This is a genomic window from Pseudomonas sp. TH41 (assembly GCF_016650695.1).
GTDB lineage: Bacteria > Pseudomonadota > Gammaproteobacteria > Pseudomonadales > Pseudomonadaceae > Aquipseudomonas.
On sequence record NZ_JAEKFH010000003.1, the window covers coordinates 2,355,428 to 2,374,304 of the forward strand.

Below are 18,877 nucleotides of genomic sequence, written 5' to 3' on the forward strand. Positions count from 1 at the left end.
AAGGATGGATACGTGAGCGAAACAGCCTTGCCTAAAGATGACGTCCAGCCAGTGCTCGATGCGCCGGTTGAAGCACCGGTTGAAACTGCGCCACCTGCTGCAGTGCAGCGCCGAGGTAACGGGTTGGCAATCGTCGCGCTGCTGCTGGGCGCTGCCGGTGTTGCGGTAGGTGGTTGGGGAGTCTGGCAGGTGCGTCACTTGCAGGCCACGAACCAGCAGCAATTGAGTCAGGTGCAGGCATTGAACGATCAGGCGCAGAGTCTGAAACTCAATGAGCAACGCCTGAGCGCTCGGCTTGAACAGCTGCCTCCCGCCGACGAGCTGGAAGCACGCAGTCGTCTGGTGACGCAGCTGCAAGGCGATCAACAACGCTTGAACCAGCGACTGGAAACCGTCCTGGGTGCCAGTCGAAAAGATTGGCGTCTGGCCGAGGCCGAGCACTTGTTGCGCCTGGCCAGCCTGCGTCTTTCCGCCTTGCAGGACATCAGCAGCGCCCAGGCCCTGGTGCAGGGCGCTGATGAAATTCTCCGCGAACAGAACGACCCGGGCTCCTTTGCCGCTCGCGAGCAAGTGGCCAAAACGCTGGTGGCATTGCGTAGCACCGAACAGCCGGATCGCACAGGGCTGTTCCTGCGACTGGGTGCCTTGCGCGATCAGGTGATCGACCTCACAGAGCTGGCGCCTGAGTTCAAGGAGCGTAACGAATCCCTGATGCGCCCGACCGCCGATGGCGACGGCGCCAGTCGCTGGTCGCAATGGTGGGATCAGATTTCGCGCTACATCCGCATCGACTTCGATGCTGACAAGAACGTGCGGCCCTTGCTGGCCGGGCAGAGTTTGAGCCAGGTACGCCTGGCCCTGAGCCTGGCGCTGGAGCAGGCACAATGGGCTGCGCTCAATGGCCAGGTAGCCGTTTACACCCAGGCGCTGACAGAAGCGCGGGACGTACTCAAAGGCAATTTCAACCCGGATAACCCTCAAAGCAAAGTGATGCTTGAGCAGATTGGCGAGTTGAGCAGGCAGCCGGTCACCGTCGTCACGCCGGATCTGACCGGTACGCTAAGTGCGGTTCAAGGTTATCTGGAGCGGCGTAATGTCAACGCCGAAGACTCGATCAAGCCCATGGCGAAACCTGCCGCGAATACCTCGCAGGAGACCACGCCATGAAGCGTCTCTATGTGATCGTGTTTCTGGTTATCGCCGCTGCCGCCGCGTTGGGGTTGGCGATTGCCGAGCATTCCGGCTATGTGCTGATCGCCTACAAGAGCTTCCGTTTCGAATCGAGCCTATGGGCAAGCCTGGCGTTGTTGGCGGTCCTCTGGCTGGTGTTCTGGGGCATCAAGGCGTTGATCGAATTGGTGACGACCTCCAGCGGTGTGGTCAATCCCTGGTCCCGGCGCAATCGTAGTCGCCGGGTGCAAGCGGCGATAGAACACGGTCAGCTGGATCTGGCTGAGGGTCGCTGGGCTAGCGCGCAACGTCATCTGCATCGGGCCGCCGAAGCCGAGCGTCAGCCGCTGCTTTACTACCTCGGGGCAGCTCGTGCCGCGAACGAACAAGGCCGCTACGAGGAAAGCGACAACTTGCTGGAGCGCGCCCTCGAGCGTCAGCCCCAGGCCGAGTTGGCGATTGCCCTGAGTCACGCGCAATTGCAGACCGATCGCGGTGATACCGAAGGCGCCCTGACGACCCTGGAAGCCATGCATGAGCGTCATCCTCATAACGTTCAGACCTTGCGTCAATTGCATCGCCTGCATCAGCAGCGGGGCGATTGGCCGGCGGTGATTCGCCTGCTGCCCGAACTGCGCAAGGACAAGGTCCTGCCACCGTCCGAGCTGGCTGAACTGGAGCGCCGTGCCTGGGGTGAAAATCTGTCTCTGGCGGCGCATCAGGAAGAGGGCGGAACGATCGGTCTGCAATCGCTCAATAGTGCCTGGCAACAGCTGACCTCGGCCCAGCGCCAGGAGCCGCAATTGGTGCTCGCTTATGCCGAGCAACTGCGGCAACTGGGTGCGCAGGTCGAGGCCGAAGAGGTCCTGCGAGCGGCACTCAAGCGCAACTACGACAGCCATTTGGCGCGTCTGTACGGGTTGGTTCGCGGCAGTGATCCGGCGCGTCAGTTGCACACCGCCGAAAGCTGGCTAAAGGACCATCCGGCCGATTCGAGCTTGCTGCTGACGTTGGGCCGCCTGTGTCTGCAGAGCAGTCTTTGGGGCAAGGCGCGGGATTACCTGGAAAGCAGCCTGCGTGTGCAGCGCAATCCGGAAGCCTGCGCGGAGCTGGCGCGACTGCTGGCTCAGCTGGGCGATACCCAGCGCAGCAATCAGTTGTTCCAGGAAGGCCTGGGCCTCCTGGATGAGCGTCTGCTGGCGGCACCGTTGCCGGTTCCAGCACACGCCTGATGTTTCACCTCTGTAGCGGCCTGCGTTCGGCTGCGAAGCAGTCGCAAAACCAGGCTCCGCCGTGCATCAGGTACACCGTGCATGCAGGTTTTACGACGGCTTCGCCGCCGAACGCAGCCTCGCGGGCTCGGCAGCTGCTACAAAGATCGAAGTCGTACCCGCCCCTGTAGCAGCTGGCGAAGCCTGCGTCCGGCTGCGCCAGCTGCATACAGGGGGCGTGGTTAATAGGGTTGTCCAGGCGCGAATACTCGACGATTTCTTACGTCCGTAGTTCTTCATCGGCATAGTCCTACATAGGACTACACCTGATCCTCTCGCTCCTGTCGGGATTTCCCTACACTTCTGTTGAAGTGTCCCTGCAAGCCTGCCTTGTAAGGCTGGCGCGCTTTCCTCTACCGTAACTGCCTGTCTCAACTGTTACGGAAAAGCCATGCCTTTGGCCTGCACACGTTCCTTGTTCTTCATGACTTTCATTGCAGGTGCCCTGACGTTGGGCGTTTCTTATTACCTGGAATATGCGGTTGGCCTAAAGCCCTGCGACATGTGCGTGTTGCAGCGGATTTGCCTGGCGCTGCTCACCGGTGTCTACCTGATGGCGTCGTTACACGGTCCCGGCGGCTTCGGAACGTTTGTGTATTGGTTGCTCGGGCTGTTTTGCAGTCTGGCCGGTACAGTCACGGCGTGGCGCCAGGTGTTGTTGCAGTGTGATCCCGACTGTGCCGAAGTTTCGTGGACACTGTTCGACCTGAGCATTCCGGAGTGGAGTCTGCTGTTTTTCGTTGCGATGATGATGCAGGGCGTTTCCCAGTTGCTGCGCGCCGTCTGGATCGCTACTTCGCGACCACTCAGCGGCGAGTCGTCGCACCGGGCATTGGCGGGCGATTAAACACTTGTATGAACTTTATCGCGTGCGTACCTTGAAGGCATTGTCGCGCGGGCATAATCTGGCCCGCACGTGTCATTGGAATTATGTTGCTCGAATGACGCTCTGCCTGGTCGATTCTTGGTCTTCAAGTTGCGACAGGTGTAGAGCAGCATGACCCACAAGGGAAGAGAGATCACCATGCTCGAAAGTTGTCAGAATGCTCAGGAACGTTGGGGTGGAGTGCATCTGCTGATCGATCGCTGGTTGCAGGAGCGTCACGAACTGGTTCGGGCCTATGATGCTCTTGGCGCCAAGCCTGAGGCTCTGGGCGAAGACCGAAAACCGTTGCAGGAATTCTGCGGAGTGCTGGTCGATTACGTGTCTGCCGGACATTTCGAGATCTACGAACAGTTGACCGGCGAAGCCAAAGCGTTTGGTGACACTCGCGGGTTGGAACTGGCCGAGACGATCTACCCGCGCATCGACGTCATCACCGAGAAGCTGCTCGCCTTCAACGACCTGTGTGATGCAGGTCAATGCGTAGCGGAGAAATTCAAGGAACTGGGTGGCTTGCTGCATGAACGCTTCGAACTGGAAGACTGCCTGATCGAAGTGCTGCACACCGCTCACAAGGAAGAGGACTCGGTTCAGGCCTGAACCCCCTTCCAGCAAGACCCGGCCTTCCAGCAAAAAGCTAAACGGTGCGCTCTGCGCGCCGTTTTTCGTTTGTGCTGTTCAGCTCGTGGCACCGCGTAATTCGACCTCGAACACCAGCGGCGTGAACGGCGCGATCAAGTCGCCGGCACCGTCGGCGCCATAGGCTTGGGCCGATGGAATCACCAGGCGCCATTTCGCGCCCACCGGCATGTTTTGCAGCGCACTGCGCCATCCAGTGATCACGCTATCGAGACTGAACCACTGCGGTTGAGTGTTCTGATCGAACACGGTGCCGTCGGGAAGACGACCGATATACAACACCTGGACTTTTCCGTTCGGGCCGGCTTTGGCGCCCGTGCCCGGAGCCAGCTCGGTCACCAATATTCCATCGGCCAATTCACGAACGCCGGGTTTGGCTTTTTCTTCGGCGAGAAAACGCCGTTCTTTTTCGAGGGCGACTTCGCTTTGTGCAACGGCGGGTTGCTCGGCGACCTGCGCTTCGTGCTCGGCCAGGATCTGTTCGATCTGCTCGTCCTTCAGTGCCAAAGGCTTGCCTTGATAGGCTTGCTGCAAACCGTCGAGCAGGGCCTGTAGTTGCAGATCAGGAACCTCCTGGCGCAAGCGTTCGCCGAGGCTCGCACCGAGGCTGTAAGCAAGATCGTGAGCGTCATTTTCCTTGGTTTTTTCGGCGGCCTGAGCCACGGAAAAAAACACGCACAGCGATAAAAAAAGGTAGCGCGACATGGGCACTCTCCGACCTGAGATGCGCAGGATTATGCCAGTGTGAATGTGCTTAACGGTGAACTGGTTTTGCGCAGGCGCAGAAGATTTTCCATTCGTTGCAACGCAGCGCTTTGGATACTGTCAACATGCCCTAGCGGCGGTAGCAGCAGAGGTCTAGTATGAGCCGCACCCACGTCAGCCAGGAGGTAAACCATGTCGGCCACCAAGAAGCCTGTAAATACCCCGTTGCACTTACTCCAACAACTCTCGGGCAGCTTGCTCGAGCATCTGGAAACCGCTTGTTCCCAAGCCATGGCTGATGCTGAAAAACTGCTCGCCAAACTGGAAAAGCAGCGCGGAAAAGCGCAAGAAAAATTGCACAAATCCCGTACCAAATTGCAGGACGCCGCAGCGGCCGGTAAGGCCAAGGCGCAAACCAAAGCGAAGGACGCGGTGAAGGAGCTTGAGGACCTGCTTGATGCCCTCAAGGATCGTCAATCCGAAACTCGCAGCTACATCCTGCAACTCAAACGCGATGCTCAAGAAAGCCTGAAACTGGCCCAGGGCGTCGGTCGTGTACAAGAGGCCGTCGGCAAGGCGTTGTCCCTGCGTTCGGCCAAGCCTGCTGCGGCTCCTGCCAAGAAAGCCGCTGCCACACCGGTTGCTGCAAAAGCACCCGCTAAACCTGCCGCCAAAGCTCCGGTGAAAGCCGCCGCCAAAGCTGCAGCAAAACCAGCAGCGAAAAAACCGTCGCTGCCAGCGCTGCGAAACCGGCTGCTAAAACAACGGCTGCCAAGCCTGCCGCCGCCAAGCCAGCCACTGCAAAAACGGCTGCTGCAAAACCAGCCGTGGCGAAAACAACGGCTGCCAAACCAGCTGCAAAAACAGCCGCTAAACCTGCTGCCAAACCAGCTGCAAAAACGGCCGCTAAACCTGCAGCCAAACCAGCTGCCAAAACCGCTGCGGCAAAACCTGCTGCGAAGCCGGCTGCCAAACCTGTCGCGGCTAAAGCTGCTGCAAAACCAGCTGCCAAACCAGCGGTAAAAGCTGCTGCAAAACCAGCAGCCAAACCAGCGGTAAAAGCTGCTGCAAAACCAGCCGCTAAACCGGCAGCAAAACCTGCTGCGGCTAAACCTGCCGCTGCTGCCAAGCCGGCCACTGCCAGCGCTGCAAAACCTGCCGCAGCCAAACCTGCTGCCAAGCCAGTCGCGGCCAAACCAGCGGTGAAAAAACCGGTTGCCGCCAAGCCGGCCGCCGCGCCAGTTGCCAAGCCAGCCAACCCGGCTCCGGTAGCAACGTCTGCTTTAGCAGCAGCCACCTCGACAGCCACGCCAGCGCCAACGCCGGCCGCCGCATCGATCGCAGCAACCACCCCAACCAGCGCTTCCTAAGTGCCGGTTGCCGCGACGCGCAGCTGATGCAGCGCGTCGCGGTCCAGGGGGGCGGCGCCAGCCGCCATACCTTCCAGCCAGGCCGATAGATCGGTCGCCTCACACTGCGGCCAGCTTTGCGCCAAACGCTCCAGTCGCAATAACAGATGCCGTTCGGCTTCCATCTCCAAAAACTTCACTTCTTCGCGTAAATCATTAAGTCCCACATCCTCGCTAGCGGCGTCTTTCCATTGCGCCCGCAAGGCGCGCAACGGTTGCACGACATCCGCGTCCCAAGGCCCGGCGACATCGCGAAGCAGCTGCAAGCGTTGGTCGTTGCAGGTAACGCCACGCTCTCCCAGCCACAACCCGCACAGCAGCAGGCATACATTCACACCCGTCGACTGCAAGTGCAGGCAGACAGGTTCAACGCCGCGACGGGAATAAGTGTCGACGGAAAAGCTCCACAGGTCAGAGGACATAGTGCTACTCGCGCTAGTTGCGATCGAAGCTGGTAGACTCCGCCGCCATTATGATTCGACTTCAGAACCTGACTTTACAGCGTGGCCCGCAACGTCTGCTAGAAGACGCCGAGCTGACCCTGCACGCCGGCCACAAAGCCGGCCTCATCGGTGCCAACGGCGCCGGCAAATCGAGCCTGTTCGCCTTGCTTCTGGGTGACCTGCACCCGGACTCGGGTGATTGCTTCTTGCCGGCAGACTGGCGCATCGCCCACATGCGTCAGGAGATCGACACCCTCGATCGCGTGGCGGTCGACTACGTGCTCGATGGCGACCTGCGCCTGCGCGAGGTGCAACGCGACCTCGCCGCAGCCGAAGCGGCGCATGACGGTGCCGCTCAGGCCCGCCTGCACTCGGAGCTCGACAGCGCTGACGGCTACACGGCCGACGCCCGGGCCCGCAAGTTGCTGGCCGGCCTTGGGTTCACCAACGATCAGATGGATCGCCAGGTCGGAGATTTCTCCGGTGGTTGGAGGATGCGTCTGAACCTGGCGCAGGCTTTGATGTGTCCATCAGACTTGTTGCTGCTCGACGAACCGACCAACCACTTGGACCTCGACGCGATCATCTGGCTCGAAGAGTGGCTCAAAAGCTATCCCGGCACCTTGATGCTGATTTCCCACGACCGGGATTTCCTCGATGCCGTGGTCGATCACGTGGCCCACGTCGATCAGCGCAAGATCACCCTGTATCGCGGCGGCTATAGCGCCTTCGAGCGTGCCCGCGCCGAACGTCTGGCCCAGCAACAGCAGGCTTACGAGAAGCAGCAGGTGCAGCGTGCGCACATGGAAAGCTACATCGCCCGGTTCAAGGCCCAGGCCACCAAGGCCCGCCAGGCCCAGAGCCGGATCAAGGCGCTGGAGCGAATGGAAGAGCTGTCCGCCGCTCACGTCGATTCCCCGTTCGATTTCGTCTTCCGCGAGTCGGTGAAGATCTCCAGTCCGTTGATTGATATCTCCGACGCTCGACTGGGTTACGGCGAGCGAGCCGTGCTGGAGAAGGTCAAGCTGCAACTGACCCCTGGCGCGCGGATCGGGTTGCTCGGCCCTAACGGTGCGGGTAAATCGACCCTGATCAAAAACCTTGCGGGTGAGCTCGAGCCGTTGTCCGGCCGATTGACCCGTGGCGAGAACACCGTCGTCGGCTACTTCGCTCAGCATCAGCTGGACTCTCTCGACGCCAAGGCGAGCCCGTTGCTGCATATGCAGCGCCTGGCGCCGACCGAGCGCGAGCAGACCCTGCGTGACTTCCTTGGCGGTTTCGACTTCCGCGGCGCACGCATCGACGAGCCGGTGCTGAATTTTTCCGGTGGCGAAAAGGCTCGTCTGGCGCTGGCGTTAATCGCCTGGGGCCGGCCGAACCTGTTGCTGCTCGACGAACCGACCAACCACCTGGACCTGGAGATGCGCCTGGCACTGACCATGGCCCTGCAGGAATTCAGCGGCGCGGTATTGGTGGTCTCCCACGATCGTCATTTGCTCAAAAGCACCACCGACAATTTCTATCTGGTGGCGGACGGTAAGGTCGAGGAGTTCGACGGCGACCTGGAAGACTACACCCGGTGGCTGGTGGATTATCGCCAGCGCAATGCGCCGGTCAGCAACACGCCGGTCAACCCGGACAAGACCGACAAGAAAGCCCAGCGCCAAGCCGCTGCTGCGTTGCGTCAGCAACTGGCACCGCACAAGCGTGAGGCTGACAAGCTGGAAGCCGAGTTGGGCAAGCTGCATGAGAAGCTGGCGAAGATCGATGCCAGCCTCGGTGACAGCGACATTTACGAGCCGGCACGCAAGAACGACTTGCGTGATCTGCTGGCCGAACAGGCCAAGCTGAAGGTGCGTGAAGCCGAACTGGAAGAAGCCTGGATGGAAGCCCTCGAATTGCTCGAAAGCATGCAGGCGGAGCTAGAGGCGCTGTCCTGATGGAGGCGTTCAAGCTGCCATTGCCTGCGGTGTGGATTGAGCCGATCTGGCTTGTCGTGCAAATTCTGCTGATTCTGCTGGCCGGTTACTTTACCCAGCGCTTCGTCGCCAAATGCCTGACTCGTTTGGGCGAGCGCTACCCGTTTCCACCACAGCTGCTGATGCCGCTGCGGGGCGGTCTGCGCTGGTTGATCATGGGCAGCGCGTTGATCTTCGTGCTGGAGCGCCTCGGGGTTTCCGCCACGGTGCTGTGGACTGCGTTGTCCGGCTTCGTCGCTGTCGCCGCGGTGGCGTTCTTCGCCATGTGGAGTGTGCTCTCCAATCTGCTGTGCGCGATTCTGATTTTTACCGTCGGCCCGTTCCGCCTCGGTGACGTGGTCGAGTTGGTGGACACCACGGACAAGCCCGGCGTTAAAGGCCGGGTGGTGGCGATCAATCTGCTCTACACCACGCTGATCGAAGCCGAAGCGCTCGGCACCGGCAGCGCCATGGTGCAAGTGCCCAATAGCCTGTTCTTCCAGCGCTCGGTTCGACGCTGGCGCGGCAGCGATGTATTCCCTTCAAGCGGGTTTGAAAAGTAAGCCCGCTTGCGACTAAAGCGTTCAAGCAAAAAAGATCGCAGCCTTCGGCAGCTCCTACAGGGGATCGCATTCCAATGTAGGAGCTGCCGAAGGCTGCGATCTTTTGCTTTTGGCGCTTCGCGATCCCCGTTTCCTACAAAAAAATCGGTAGTCATCGGCTCAAAGCCGCATTAGCTTAGACGTCTGTTACGGGTTTGAGTCGAGGTGTGCGATGGAGCTTCAAACATGGCTGGCGTTTTTTGCCGCCTGCTGGGTGATCAGTTTGTCGCCTGGTGCCGGCGCCATTGCGTCGATGTCCAGTGGTTTGCAATACGGTTTCTGGCGTGGTTACTGGAACGCCCTGGGCCTGCAATTGGGCCTGGTGGTGCAGATCGCGATTGTCGGCGCCGGCGTCGGCGCAATCCTCACCGCGTCGGCCTCTGCTTTCTATGCGATCAAATGGTTCGGCGTGGCGTATCTGGTTTATCTCGCGGTCAAGCAATGGCGCGCGCTGCCCAGCAACATGAGCGATAACGCGGCGATACGGCAAATCGGTAAACCGCTGGTGCTGGTGTTCCGTGGTTTCCTGGTGAACATCAGCAACCCCAAGGCGCTGGTGTTCATGCTGGCGGTATTGCCGCAGTTCATTGACCCTCATGCGCCACTGCTGGCTCAGTACCTGATCATCGGTGCGACCATGGTGTGCGTGGATCTGATCGTCATGGCCGGTTACACCGGGCTGGCGTCCAAGGTATTGCGTCTGCTGCGCACTCCCAAACAGCAAAAACGCATGAACCGGACCTTTGCCGGACTGTTCATTGGTGCGGCGGCGTTCATGGCGACGCTGCGTAAAGCGACGATGTAATACCGTCAGGTACAAAAAAGGCGACCCTTGAGGTCGCCTTTTTTGTGTGTTGCAAACTCATTGTGGCGAGCGAGCTTGCTCAATTTGTGAGCATTAAAATCGGCGCCAATCGCGAAGCCACTACAACAAAGCTTGAGTGAAAGTCATTGGGAGTGAACAATGTGTTACTTCGTATTATCAATTGAGATTCATTCATGACTGCCCCGTCCCGTTTCCTGGCCTGGCTGGTGTTTCCTCTGTTTGCCTTGTGCAGTTTCAACCTGCTGGCTGACACCGTGGAAGGTGCGCCGCAAGCGCTGCATTTACTCGACTACATCAGCGCGGATTACCCGGAGTCGGTGCAAGCGGGCAAGGTCATCAATGAGTCCGACTACCGCGAGCATCTGGACGCTATCAAGACGCTGCAAGGGTTGATCGCGGCGATGCCGGCCAAACCGGAAAAAGTCGGCTTGGAGCAGGGCGTCGGCACGCTACGCAATGCAATCGTTGCACATCAGGACGCCGCGGACGTCACCCGCCAGGCACGGCAACTCGGTGCGAAGCTGGCCGTGGCCTACGAAGTCAGCCAGGCACCGATCATTACGCCGGATCCCACCCGCGGCGCGCCGCTGTACGCTCAACATTGCTCGGTCTGCCACGGCGACGCGGGGGCGGGTGATGGTCCGGCCGGTGTCGGTCTGATGCCGCCTCCGTCCAACCTGCGTGATGCCGCGCGCATGGACCACCTGAGCCTCTACGCGATCTACAGCACCTTGGGCCTGGGTGTCGAAGGTACCGACATGCCGGCCTTCGCCGATCAGCTGGATGACCGTCAGCGTTGGGACCTGGCGACCTACATCGCCAGCTTCAGCGCCGATCCGGCTGCCGCAACAGCCAACGAGACCTACAACATCGCCGACCTGGCCCGCCAGACGCCGGCCGAAGTACAGAGCGCCAAAGGCCCGCAAGCCGCAGCGAGCTATCGTGCGCAACGCGCTCAGCCGCCGCAGGTCAAGCGTGGCCCTGCGCAGCTGCTCGATTACACCGCAGCGACGCTGGACAAAAGTATCGCGGCTTACCGTGCCGGTGATCACGATCAGGCGTATGACTTGTCGGTAGCGGCGTATCTGGAAGGTTTCGAATTGGTCGAAAGCTCCCTCGATAACGTCGACGCCAACGTGCGCAAGGACACCGAAAAATCCCTGATGGCTTACCGTCAGTCATTGCAGGATGGTTTGCCGGTGGCCCAGGCCCAGCAACGCCTGGACACGGCCAAGGCCAAGTTGAAGGAATCTGCCGGGCTGCTGGGCAGTGATGGCTTGAGCTGGTCGTTGAGCTACATATCCGGCCTGCTGATTCTGTTGCGCGAAGGCCTGGAAGCGATTCTGGTGCTGGCGGCGATCCTCGCTTTCTTGCGCAACACCGGCCAGCAGTCGGCGGCGCGTAGCGTCAACGTCGGCTGGGGGCTGGCGCTGTTGGCCGGCCTGGGGACCTGGGCGCTGGCGGCCTATGTGATTGATGTCAGCGGTTCGCAGCGGGAATTGCTGGAAGGCGCGACGGCGCTGTTTGCCGCGGTCATGGTGCTCTGGCTCGGTGTGTGGATGCACGACCGTCGCCACGCGGCGGCCTGGCAGGATTACATCAAGAGCAGCCTGGTGGGCGGTGGCGGACGTTTCGGCTTTGCGACGCTGGCGTTCTTCTCGGTCTATCGCGAATTGTTTGAAGTGATTTTGTTCTACGAGACCCTGTGGTTGCAGGCAGGTCCGGCAGGACATAACGCGGTACTGGCCGGTGGTGCAACGGCGTTGGTGCTGCTGGTCGGTCTGGCGTGGGTGATTTTGCGTGGCTCGGCGAAGCTGCCGCTGTCGCTGTTCTTCAGCATCAATGCCGGTCTGTTGTGTGCGTTGTCGGTGGTGTTCGCCGGGCATGGTGTGAAAGCATTGCAGGAGGCCGGCATTTTCGGCACCCGGCCGGTGCCGTTCTTTGACTTCGACTGGCTGGGGATCCACGCTGATGCGTATTCGCTGAGTGCGCAGGCCGTGGCGATCATTGCGATCATCGTGCTGTATAGCCGCAGCCGGATGGCCGAGAAGCGGCGGGTGCAGGTTTCCTGACCGAGTGATCCTTTAAAAGATCGCAGCCTTCGGCAGCTCCTACAGGGGATCGACGTACACCTGTAGGAGCTGCCGAAGGCTGCGATCTTTTGCTTTCAACAGAGGAAAAAACAATGCGTGTCTGGATCGATGCCGACGCTTGCCCTCGGGCAGCCAAGGACCTGGTGGTGAAGTTCGCGCTCAAGCGTCAGTTCGAGGTGGTGCTGGTGGCGGGGCAGCCGCAGATCAAGCCGGGGCTGGCGTTGGTGAAGCTGATCGTGGTGCCGAGTGGCCCGGATGCGGCCGACGATTACCTGGTGGAGCACGCCGTACCCGGTGAGTTGGTGATCTGCAGTGATGTGCCATTAGCGGATCGGCTGGTAAAGAAAGGCGTGGCGGCGTTGGACCCACGGGGCAAGGAATTCGATGCGCAGAACATGGGCGACCGGCTGGCGGTGCGTAACCTGTTCACCGATTTGCGTGAACAGGGTCAGATGAGCGGCGGGCCAGCGCCCTTCGGCGAACGCGAGAAACAGGCGTTTGCCAATGCGCTGGACCGGATCCTGACGCGGCTATCGCGCAAGCTGTAGGAGCGAGCTTGCTCGCGATAAACCTGAGAGCGACCGGGAGTGTCAGGCTTGCTGCGTCATCGTTGACGACCATCGCGAGCAAGCTCGCTCCTACGGTAAACCGTGTCAGGCATCGTTTTCGTGGGTCAGTTCGAGTACGCGGTCGACCAGTTTGTTGATGCCCGAAGCCGCCTCGCTGATGCTCTGCGCCAGCATATAGGCCGGCGTACTGACCAGTTTTCGTGCCTTGTCTTCGACTATTTCGCTCACAGCGCAGTCGGTATGGGTGGCGCCCATCTTGTTCATGGCGGCGGCCGTCTCGGCGTCGTTGCCGATGGTGCAGGTCACGCCAGGCCCGTAGATTTTCGCGGCCAAGGCCGGCGAGATGCAGATCAGCCCCACCGGTTTGCCCGCTTCGGCAAAGGCTTCAGCCAACGCCAGCACGTCGGGTTGCACGGTGCAGCCGGCGCCTTCGACGGCGAAGTTGGAGAGGTTCTTGGCCGCCCCGAAACCGCCAGGAACAATCAGCGCATCGAAGTCTTCAACGTTCGCGTCGCGAATGTCCTGAATGTTTCCCCGGGCGATTCGCGCCGACTCCACCAGCACATTGCGCGACTCGGGCATTTCTTCGCCGGTCAGGTGATTGATCACATGCAACTGCGCAACATTGGGTGCGAAGCACTGCACCTGAGCACCCCGCTGGTCCAGTCGTAGCAAGGTGATCACACTTTCGTGGATCTCGGCGCCGTCGTACACGCCACAACCGGAAAGGATCACTGCAATTTTTTTGCTCATGGGTTTTTCTCCAGATTCATGGCGTTAAATGTCCACTAATTTGTCACTCGTTGCCATAGGGTTAATTCACGACTACACCTAGGATCTGTCCTCAAGATTCCGACCAGGACGCGTCATGGACTTCATTCTGTATGCGGTGCCGTTTTTCTTTGTGCTGATTGCCGTCGAACTGCTGGCCGACCGTTGGCGCGGGGTGAGCAACTATCGGGTGGCAGATGCGATCAACAGCATCAGCACCGGGGTGCTGTCGACCACCACCGGCCTGTTGACCAAAGGCGTCGGCCTCGTCACGTATGCGTTTGCCCTCAAGCATCTGGCGCTGTTCGAATGCTCGGCCGACAGCGTTTGGGTCTGGGTATTCGCCTTTGTTCTTTACGACTTCTGCTATTACTGGCTGCATCGCATGGGCCACGAGCGCAATATTCTCTGGGCCGCCCACTCGGTGCATCACCAGAGCGAGGATTACAACCTTTCCACGGCCCTGCGCCAGACCAGTACCGGCTTCCTGCTGAGCTGGATTTTCTACTTGCCCATGGCGGTGCTCGGCGTGCCGTTGCTGGTGTTTGTCAGCGTCGCCGCGCTGAACCTGCTGTACCAATTCTGGGTGCATACCCGACACATTCCCAAGCTCGGCTGGTTCGAGTGGTTCTTCGTCACGCCGTCCAATCATCGGGCCCACCATGCACAGAACGCTCTCTACATGGATCGTAACTACGGCGGGGTGTTCATTATTTGGGACCGTCTATTTGGCTCGTTCCAGGAAGAGGACGACAACGAACCGGTGATTTTCGGCGTGACCACACCGCTGGCGAGCTGGAATCCGTTGTGGGCGAACGTGCAGTTCTATGCGCAGCTGTGGGAAGACGCGCGGCGCGCCGACAGTGTCTGGGACAAACTGCGGATCTGGTTCATGCGCACCGGTTGGCGGCCGGCGGACGTCGCGGCCAAGTACCCGATAAACAAGCCTGATCTGGGCCAGTTTCGCAAATTCGACGTGCCACTGGACGGACGTCAGCAGCGGTATATCGCGTTGCAGTTCTGCGTCTACATCGCCCTGGGCAGCTACTTGATGAACCTGGAGCCGCATCTACCGACTGCCGCGTTGGTGCTCGGCTGGAGTGCCGTGGCGCTGGGATTGTTTACCTTGGGCGTGGCCCTGGAGAATCGCCCGTGGGCGTTGAAGCTGGAGCTGTTGCGGCTGGCATCGAATGTGCCGCTGGTATGGCTGGCGCCGGTGGTCGGGCTGTGGCCGGCCAGCGCAGCAGGCTGGGTCGGCTTGCTCAGTTACAGCCTGCTTAGCGGAATCGGTCTCTACTGTTGCAGAAACCGCTTCACTCGACTCGTGTCTTAGTCCCGGCGGCTTTTTCGGCCTTCAGGGCCTGCTCGTCAGCGTAGATTTTTTTCGCCAGACGGGCGTTCTTGAAGCGCCGGCGCAGCCACAGGACAAAGCCCAGCACCAGCAGGGCGCCGAGCACCCACAGCTCGTACTTCTTGACGCTACCCAGCAAGCCTTCAAGTACCGCGCCGAAATGATAGGCGGCAGCGGCCAGCGCGGTTGCCCAGATGGCTGCGCCAATCCCGTTCAGCAGCAGGTAACGTCCCGGCGGATAGCCCGACAGGCCAATCGCCACGGGCATCACCGTGCGCAAACCATAGACAAAACGGAAGCTCAGCACCCAGATGTCCGGGTGCTTGCGGATATGTTCCAGCGCCCGATCGCCCATCATTTGCCAGCGCGGTTTGCGTGCCAGCAACTTGCGGCCGTGCCTGCGGCCCAGGAAGTACCACAGCTGGTCGCCGGCATAACTGCCGAAAAATGCCACGACAACCACAATGTTGATGTCCATGTATCCACGGAACGCGAGGAAGCCTGCGAGCACCAGAATGGTTTCGCCTTCGAAGAACGTGCCGAGGAAGAGGGCAAAGTAGCCGAAGTCATGCAGAAATTGTTGGAGCATTGTCTGGGTGCTGGCGAAATGAACGCGCAGCCTAACCCTTCATGCACATTCATGAAAGTGTCCAAATGTGTCTCGACGTGAACATTTCCTACAAGGACAATGGAATGCGACTACCTGTCACAGGGTGCGCATAACTGTCACGCGTTCGTCATAATGGCCGCTTATAACTGTCACGCTCGCCTGCCAGCGCGGGCTCAGGAGTCTGTCGTGAGCTTTACCCCCGCCAACCGTTTGTTTCCTGCAACCCGCCTGCGTCGCAACCGTCGTGATGATTTCTCGCGTCGACTGGTCCGTGAAAACGTCCTGACCGTCGATGACCTGATCCTGCCGGTGTTTGTGCTGGACGGTGAAAACCGTCGCGAAGCGGTGGCTTCGATGCCGGGCGTCGAACGCCTGACCATCGACCTGTTGCTTGAAGAAGCCGCCAAGTGGGTGGCGTTGGGGATTCCGGCGCTGGCGCTGTTCCCGGTAACACCGTCCGAGCTCAAGTCGCTGGACGCCGCCGAAGCCTGGAACCCTAATGGTATTGCCCAGCGCGCCACTCGCGCCTTGCGTGCGCAATTCCCTGAACTGGGTGTGATCACCGACGTGGCCCTGGACCCGTTCACCACCCATGGTCAGGACGGCATTCTCGACGAAGAAGGCTACGTACAGAACGACATCACCGTCGACGCACTGGTCAAACAAGCCCTGTCCCACGCCGAAGCCGGCGCTCAGGTGGTGGCCCCGTCGGACATGATGGACGGTCGCATCCAGGCCATTCGCGAAGCCCTGGAGCTGGCGGATCACGTGAACGTGCGGATCATGGCCTACTCGGCCAAATACGCCAGCGCCTATTACGGCCCGTTTCGCGATGCGGTTGGTTCGGCGCTGAACCTGGGCAAGGCCAACAAGGCCTCCTATCAAATGGACCCGGCTAACAGCAATGAAGCCCTGCACGAAGTGGCGGCGGACTTGTCAGAAGGCGCGGATATGGTCATGGTCAAGCCAGGCATGCCGTACCTGGACATCCTTTACCGGGTCAAAGAAGAATTCAAAGTGCCGACGTTTGTTTATCAAGTCAGCGGCGAATACGCCATGCACATGGCGGCGATCCAGAATGGCTGGTTGAGCGAAGGGGTTATCCTCGAATCCCTGACCGCTTTTAAACGTGCAGGTGCCGATGGCATCCTGACTTACTTTGCCGTCCGTGCCGCTCAATTGTTACGAGAGCAAAAATAGCCCTCCCAGGAACATTCCATGAATACCGAAGGACTCACTGAAGTTGCCGTAAAAGAGGCTCAACCCGTGGTCGAGCAAATCGCCGAAACCCCGCCGGAGCTGGAGCCAGCTCCGCCTGCGGTGGTGGCCGACACCGCAGCAGCGGCGCCGGCGATTGCCATTCCCGGCCTGGATGACAGCAGCCTGTACATCCATCGCGAGCTTTCGCAACTGCAGTTCAACATCCGCGTGCTGGAACAGGCGCTGGATGAGTCCTACCCGTTGCTGGAGCGGCTGAAGTTTTTGCTGATCTTCTCGAGCAACCTGGACGAGTTCTTCGAAATTCGAGTGGCCGGCCTGAAGAAGCAGATCACCTTCGCCCGTGAACAGGCCGGTGCCGATGGCTTGCAACCGCACCAGGCGCTGGCCCGGATCAGCGAGCTGGTGCACGGTCACGTTGACCGCCAGTACGCGATCCTCAACGACATTTTGTTGCCGGAGCTGGAAAAACATCAGGTCCGCTTCATCCGTCGCCGTTATTGGACAACCAAGCTGAAAACCTGGGTCCGCCGTTTTTTCCGCGACGAGATCGCGCCGATCATCACCCCGATCGGCCTCGATCCGACGCACCCGTTCCCATTGTTGGTGAACAAAAGCCTGAACTTCATCGTCGAGCTGGAAGGGATCGACGCCTTCGGTCGCGACTCCGGTCTGGCGATCATTCCGGCGCCGCGTCTGCTGCCGCGCGTGATCAAGGTGCCAGAAGAAGTCGGCGGTCCTGGCGACAACTATGTGTTCCTGTCGTCGATGATCCACGCGCATGCCGATGACCTGTTCCAGGGCATGAAGGTCAAGGGCTGCTACCAGTTCCGCCTGACCCGTAACGCCGACCTTTCCGTTGATACCGAAGACGTGGAAGACCTGGCCCGCGCCCTGCGCGGCGAGTTGTTTTCCCGTCGCTACGGCGATGCGGTGCGTCTGGAAGTCGCCGATACCTGCCCGAAACACTTGTCCGACTACTTGCTCAAGCAGTTCAACCTGCACGAAACCGAGCTGTATCAGGTCAACGGTCCGGTCAACCTGACCCGCCTGTTCAGCATCACCGGCCTGGATAGCCAGCGAGAGCTGCAATACCTGCCGTTCACGCCGCAGATTCCGAAACTGCTGCAGAACAGTGAGAACATTTTTAGCGTGATCAGCAAGCAGGACATCCTGCTGCTGCACCCGTTCGAGTCGTTCACCCCGGTGGTCGACCTGCTGCGCCAGGCTGCCAAGGACCCACATGTATTGGCGGTTCGTCAGACCCTGTACCGCTCCGGTGCCAACTCGGAAATCGTCGATGCGCTGGTCGATGCCGCACGAAACGGTAAGGAAGTCACTGCGGTGATCGAGTTGCGCGCGCGGTTCGACGAAGAGTCCAACCTGCAACTGGCCAGCCGTCTGCAAGCCGCCGGTGCGGTGGTGATCTACGGCGTGGTGGGCTTCAAGACCCACGCCAAGATGATGCTGATCCTGCGGCGCGAGGCTGGCGAGATTGTCCGTTACGCTCACTTGGGGACCGGCAACTACCACGCGGCCAACGCCCGCTTGTACACCGACTACAGCTTGCTGACTTCCGACGATGCCTTGTGCGAAGACGTCGGCAAACTGTTCAGTCAACTGATCGGCATGGGTAAAACCCTGCGCATGAAGAAGCTGCTGCACGCGCCGTTCACGCTGAAGAAGGGCATGCTCGACATGATTGCCCGAGAGACTCAGTTCGCCCTCGACGGCAAACCGGCGCACATTATTGCCAAGTTCAACTCGTTGACCGATCCGAAGATCATCCGCGCGTTGTACAAGGCCAGTCAGTCCGGGGTGCGTATCGATCTGGTGGTGCGTGGCATGTGCTGCCTGCGTCCGGGCATCGCCGGGGTTTCGCACAACATCCACGTGCGCTCGATCATCGGGCGCTTCCTGGAGCATACCCGGGTCTTCTACTTCCTCAATGGCGGTGAAGAGCAGATGTTCCTCTCCAGCGCCGACTGGATGGAGCGCAACCTCGACAAACGCGTCGAGACTTGCTTCCCGGTGGAAGGCAAGAAGCTGATCCTGCGGGTCAAGAAAGAGCTGGAGCTTTATCTCACCGATAACACCCACAGCTGGAGCCTGCAGGCGGACGGTCGCTACATCCGCAACACGCCGACCGGCAACCAGAACCCGCGCAGCGCCCAGGCAACGCTGCTGGAGCGCTTGGGCAGCCCGATTCTGGCTGTGCGCTAATCCTGGAGTGATGAAAAAAATGGCGATCCCCGTGGATCGCCATTTTTGTTTCCGCCGCCCCTGTAGGAGCGAGCTTGCTCGCGATAAATTTGCAGGCGGCGCAATTATCCAGGCCGCACGCGTCATCGTTAACGTC

Annotated in this window: 16 protein-coding genes and 2 pseudogenes; 14 read left to right on the plus strand and 4 right to left on the minus strand. The window is 60.1% G+C overall.

Annotated elements, in window-relative coordinates:
• Window positions 1-12 precede the first annotated feature (12 nt).
• From JFU37_RS13390 to rsd, 4 genes are all read left to right on the plus strand, one after another.
• Window positions 13-1,167, plus strand: coding sequence for a uroporphyrinogen-III C-methyltransferase (locus JFU37_RS13390; RefSeq protein WP_201115727.1), 1,155 nt, complete (start codon window positions 13-15; stop codon window positions 1,165-1,167).
• A complete protein-coding gene (locus JFU37_RS13395) occupies window positions 1,164-2,402 on the plus strand; it encodes a heme biosynthesis protein HemY (protein WP_201115728.1) in 1,239 nt (412 codons plus the stop codon). The genes JFU37_RS13390 and JFU37_RS13395 overlap by 4 nt, the downstream gene beginning before the upstream one ends.
• Before the next feature lie 430 nt (window positions 2,403-2,832).
• Window positions 2,833-3,288, plus strand: coding sequence for a disulfide bond formation protein B (locus JFU37_RS13400; RefSeq protein WP_201115729.1), 456 nt, complete (start codon window positions 2,833-2,835; stop codon window positions 3,286-3,288).
• A 177-nt stretch (window positions 3,289-3,465) separates the two neighbouring features.
• Complete coding sequence (gene rsd, locus JFU37_RS13405) at window positions 3,466-3,924, plus strand: sigma D regulator (protein ID WP_201116492.1); 459 nt, start codon at window positions 3,466-3,468, stop codon at window positions 3,922-3,924.
• Between the two features lie 78 nt (window positions 3,925-4,002).
• Here rsd and JFU37_RS13410 read toward each other — a convergent pair whose 3' ends face one another.
• The gene (locus tag JFU37_RS13410) at window positions 4,003-4,668 is read right to left on the minus strand and encodes an FKBP-type peptidyl-prolyl cis-trans isomerase (RefSeq protein WP_201115730.1); all 666 of its coding nucleotides are present in this window, start codon (window positions 4,666-4,668) and stop codon (window positions 4,003-4,005) included.
• A gap of 192 nt (window positions 4,669-4,860) precedes the next feature.
• Between JFU37_RS13410 and JFU37_RS31290 the strand changes: the two are divergent.
• Window positions 4,861-5,199 (plus strand): annotated as a pseudogene (locus tag JFU37_RS31290) (AlgP family protein); the annotation flags it as partial.
• A 179-nt stretch (window positions 5,200-5,378) separates the two neighbouring features.
• Window positions 5,379-6,038: pseudogene (locus JFU37_RS31295) on the plus strand (hypothetical protein); the annotation flags it as partial.
• Here the strand turns inward: JFU37_RS31295 and JFU37_RS13420 are convergent.
• A complete protein-coding gene (locus JFU37_RS13420) occupies window positions 6,035-6,499 on the minus strand; it encodes a TIGR02444 family protein (protein WP_201115731.1) in 465 nt (154 codons plus the stop codon). The pseudogene JFU37_RS31295 and the gene JFU37_RS13420 overlap by 4 nt on opposite strands.
• A 50-nt stretch (window positions 6,500-6,549) precedes the next feature.
• On the opposite strand from JFU37_RS13420, the gene JFU37_RS13425 reads away from it, so the two are divergent.
• The 5 genes from JFU37_RS13425 (at window position 6,550) to JFU37_RS13445 (ending at window position 12,547) form a co-directional block, all read left to right on the plus strand.
• Entirely contained in the window at window positions 6,550-8,460 is a 1,911-nt protein-coding gene (locus tag JFU37_RS13425; protein WP_201115732.1) for an ATP-binding cassette domain-containing protein, read from the plus strand.
• A complete protein-coding gene (locus tag JFU37_RS13430; RefSeq protein ID WP_201115733.1) occupies window positions 8,460-9,041 on the plus strand; it encodes a mechanosensitive ion channel family protein in 582 nt (193 codons plus the stop codon). Before JFU37_RS13425 ends, JFU37_RS13430 begins: the two co-directional genes overlap by 1 nt.
• Before the next feature lie 211 nt (window positions 9,042-9,252).
• Complete coding sequence (locus JFU37_RS13435; protein ID WP_201115734.1) at window positions 9,253-9,885, plus strand: LysE family transporter; 633 nt, start codon at window positions 9,253-9,255, stop codon at window positions 9,883-9,885.
• A gap of 194 nt (window positions 9,886-10,079) precedes the next feature.
• Window positions 10,080-11,978: an FTR1 family protein gene (locus JFU37_RS13440; RefSeq protein WP_201115735.1), complete on the plus strand. Its 1,899-nt coding sequence runs from the start codon at window positions 10,080-10,082 to the stop codon at window positions 11,976-11,978.
• A gap of 113 nt (window positions 11,979-12,091) precedes the next feature.
• On the plus strand, window positions 12,092-12,547 hold the full coding sequence (locus tag JFU37_RS13445) for a YaiI/YqxD family protein (RefSeq protein ID WP_201115736.1): 456 nt from the start codon (window positions 12,092-12,094) through the stop codon (window positions 12,545-12,547).
• Window positions 12,548-12,652: 105 nt separating this feature from the next.
• Here the strand turns inward: JFU37_RS13445 and elbB are convergent, their stop codons facing one another.
• The gene (gene elbB, locus JFU37_RS13450) at window positions 12,653-13,321 is read right to left on the minus strand and encodes an isoprenoid biosynthesis glyoxalase ElbB (RefSeq protein WP_201115737.1); all 669 of its coding nucleotides are present in this window, start codon (window positions 13,319-13,321) and stop codon (window positions 12,653-12,655) included.
• Between the two features lie 115 nt (window positions 13,322-13,436).
• Here elbB and JFU37_RS13455 point away from each other — a divergent pair, with 115 nt between their 5' ends.
• A complete protein-coding gene (locus JFU37_RS13455; RefSeq protein WP_201115738.1) occupies window positions 13,437-14,672 on the plus strand; it encodes a sterol desaturase family protein in 1,236 nt (411 codons plus the stop codon).
• Here the strand turns inward: JFU37_RS13455 and JFU37_RS13460 are convergent.
• Window positions 14,653-15,279, minus strand: coding sequence for a DedA family protein (locus JFU37_RS13460; protein ID WP_201115739.1), 627 nt, complete (start codon window positions 15,277-15,279; stop codon window positions 14,653-14,655). The genes JFU37_RS13455 and JFU37_RS13460 overlap by 20 nt on opposite strands.
• A gap of 207 nt (window positions 15,280-15,486) precedes the next feature.
• Between JFU37_RS13460 and hemB the strand changes: the two genes are divergently transcribed.
• Both hemB and ppk1 read left to right on the plus strand, forming a co-directional pair.
• Window positions 15,487-16,500, plus strand: coding sequence for a porphobilinogen synthase (hemB, locus tag JFU37_RS13465; RefSeq protein ID WP_201115740.1), 1,014 nt, complete (start codon window positions 15,487-15,489; stop codon window positions 16,498-16,500).
• A gap of 18 nt (window positions 16,501-16,518) precedes the next feature.
• The gene (gene ppk1, locus JFU37_RS13470) at window positions 16,519-18,741 is read left to right on the plus strand and encodes a polyphosphate kinase 1 (protein WP_201115741.1); all 2,223 of its coding nucleotides are present in this window, start codon (window positions 16,519-16,521) and stop codon (window positions 18,739-18,741) included.
• The last annotated feature ends 136 nt before the right edge of the window (window positions 18,742-18,877 follow it).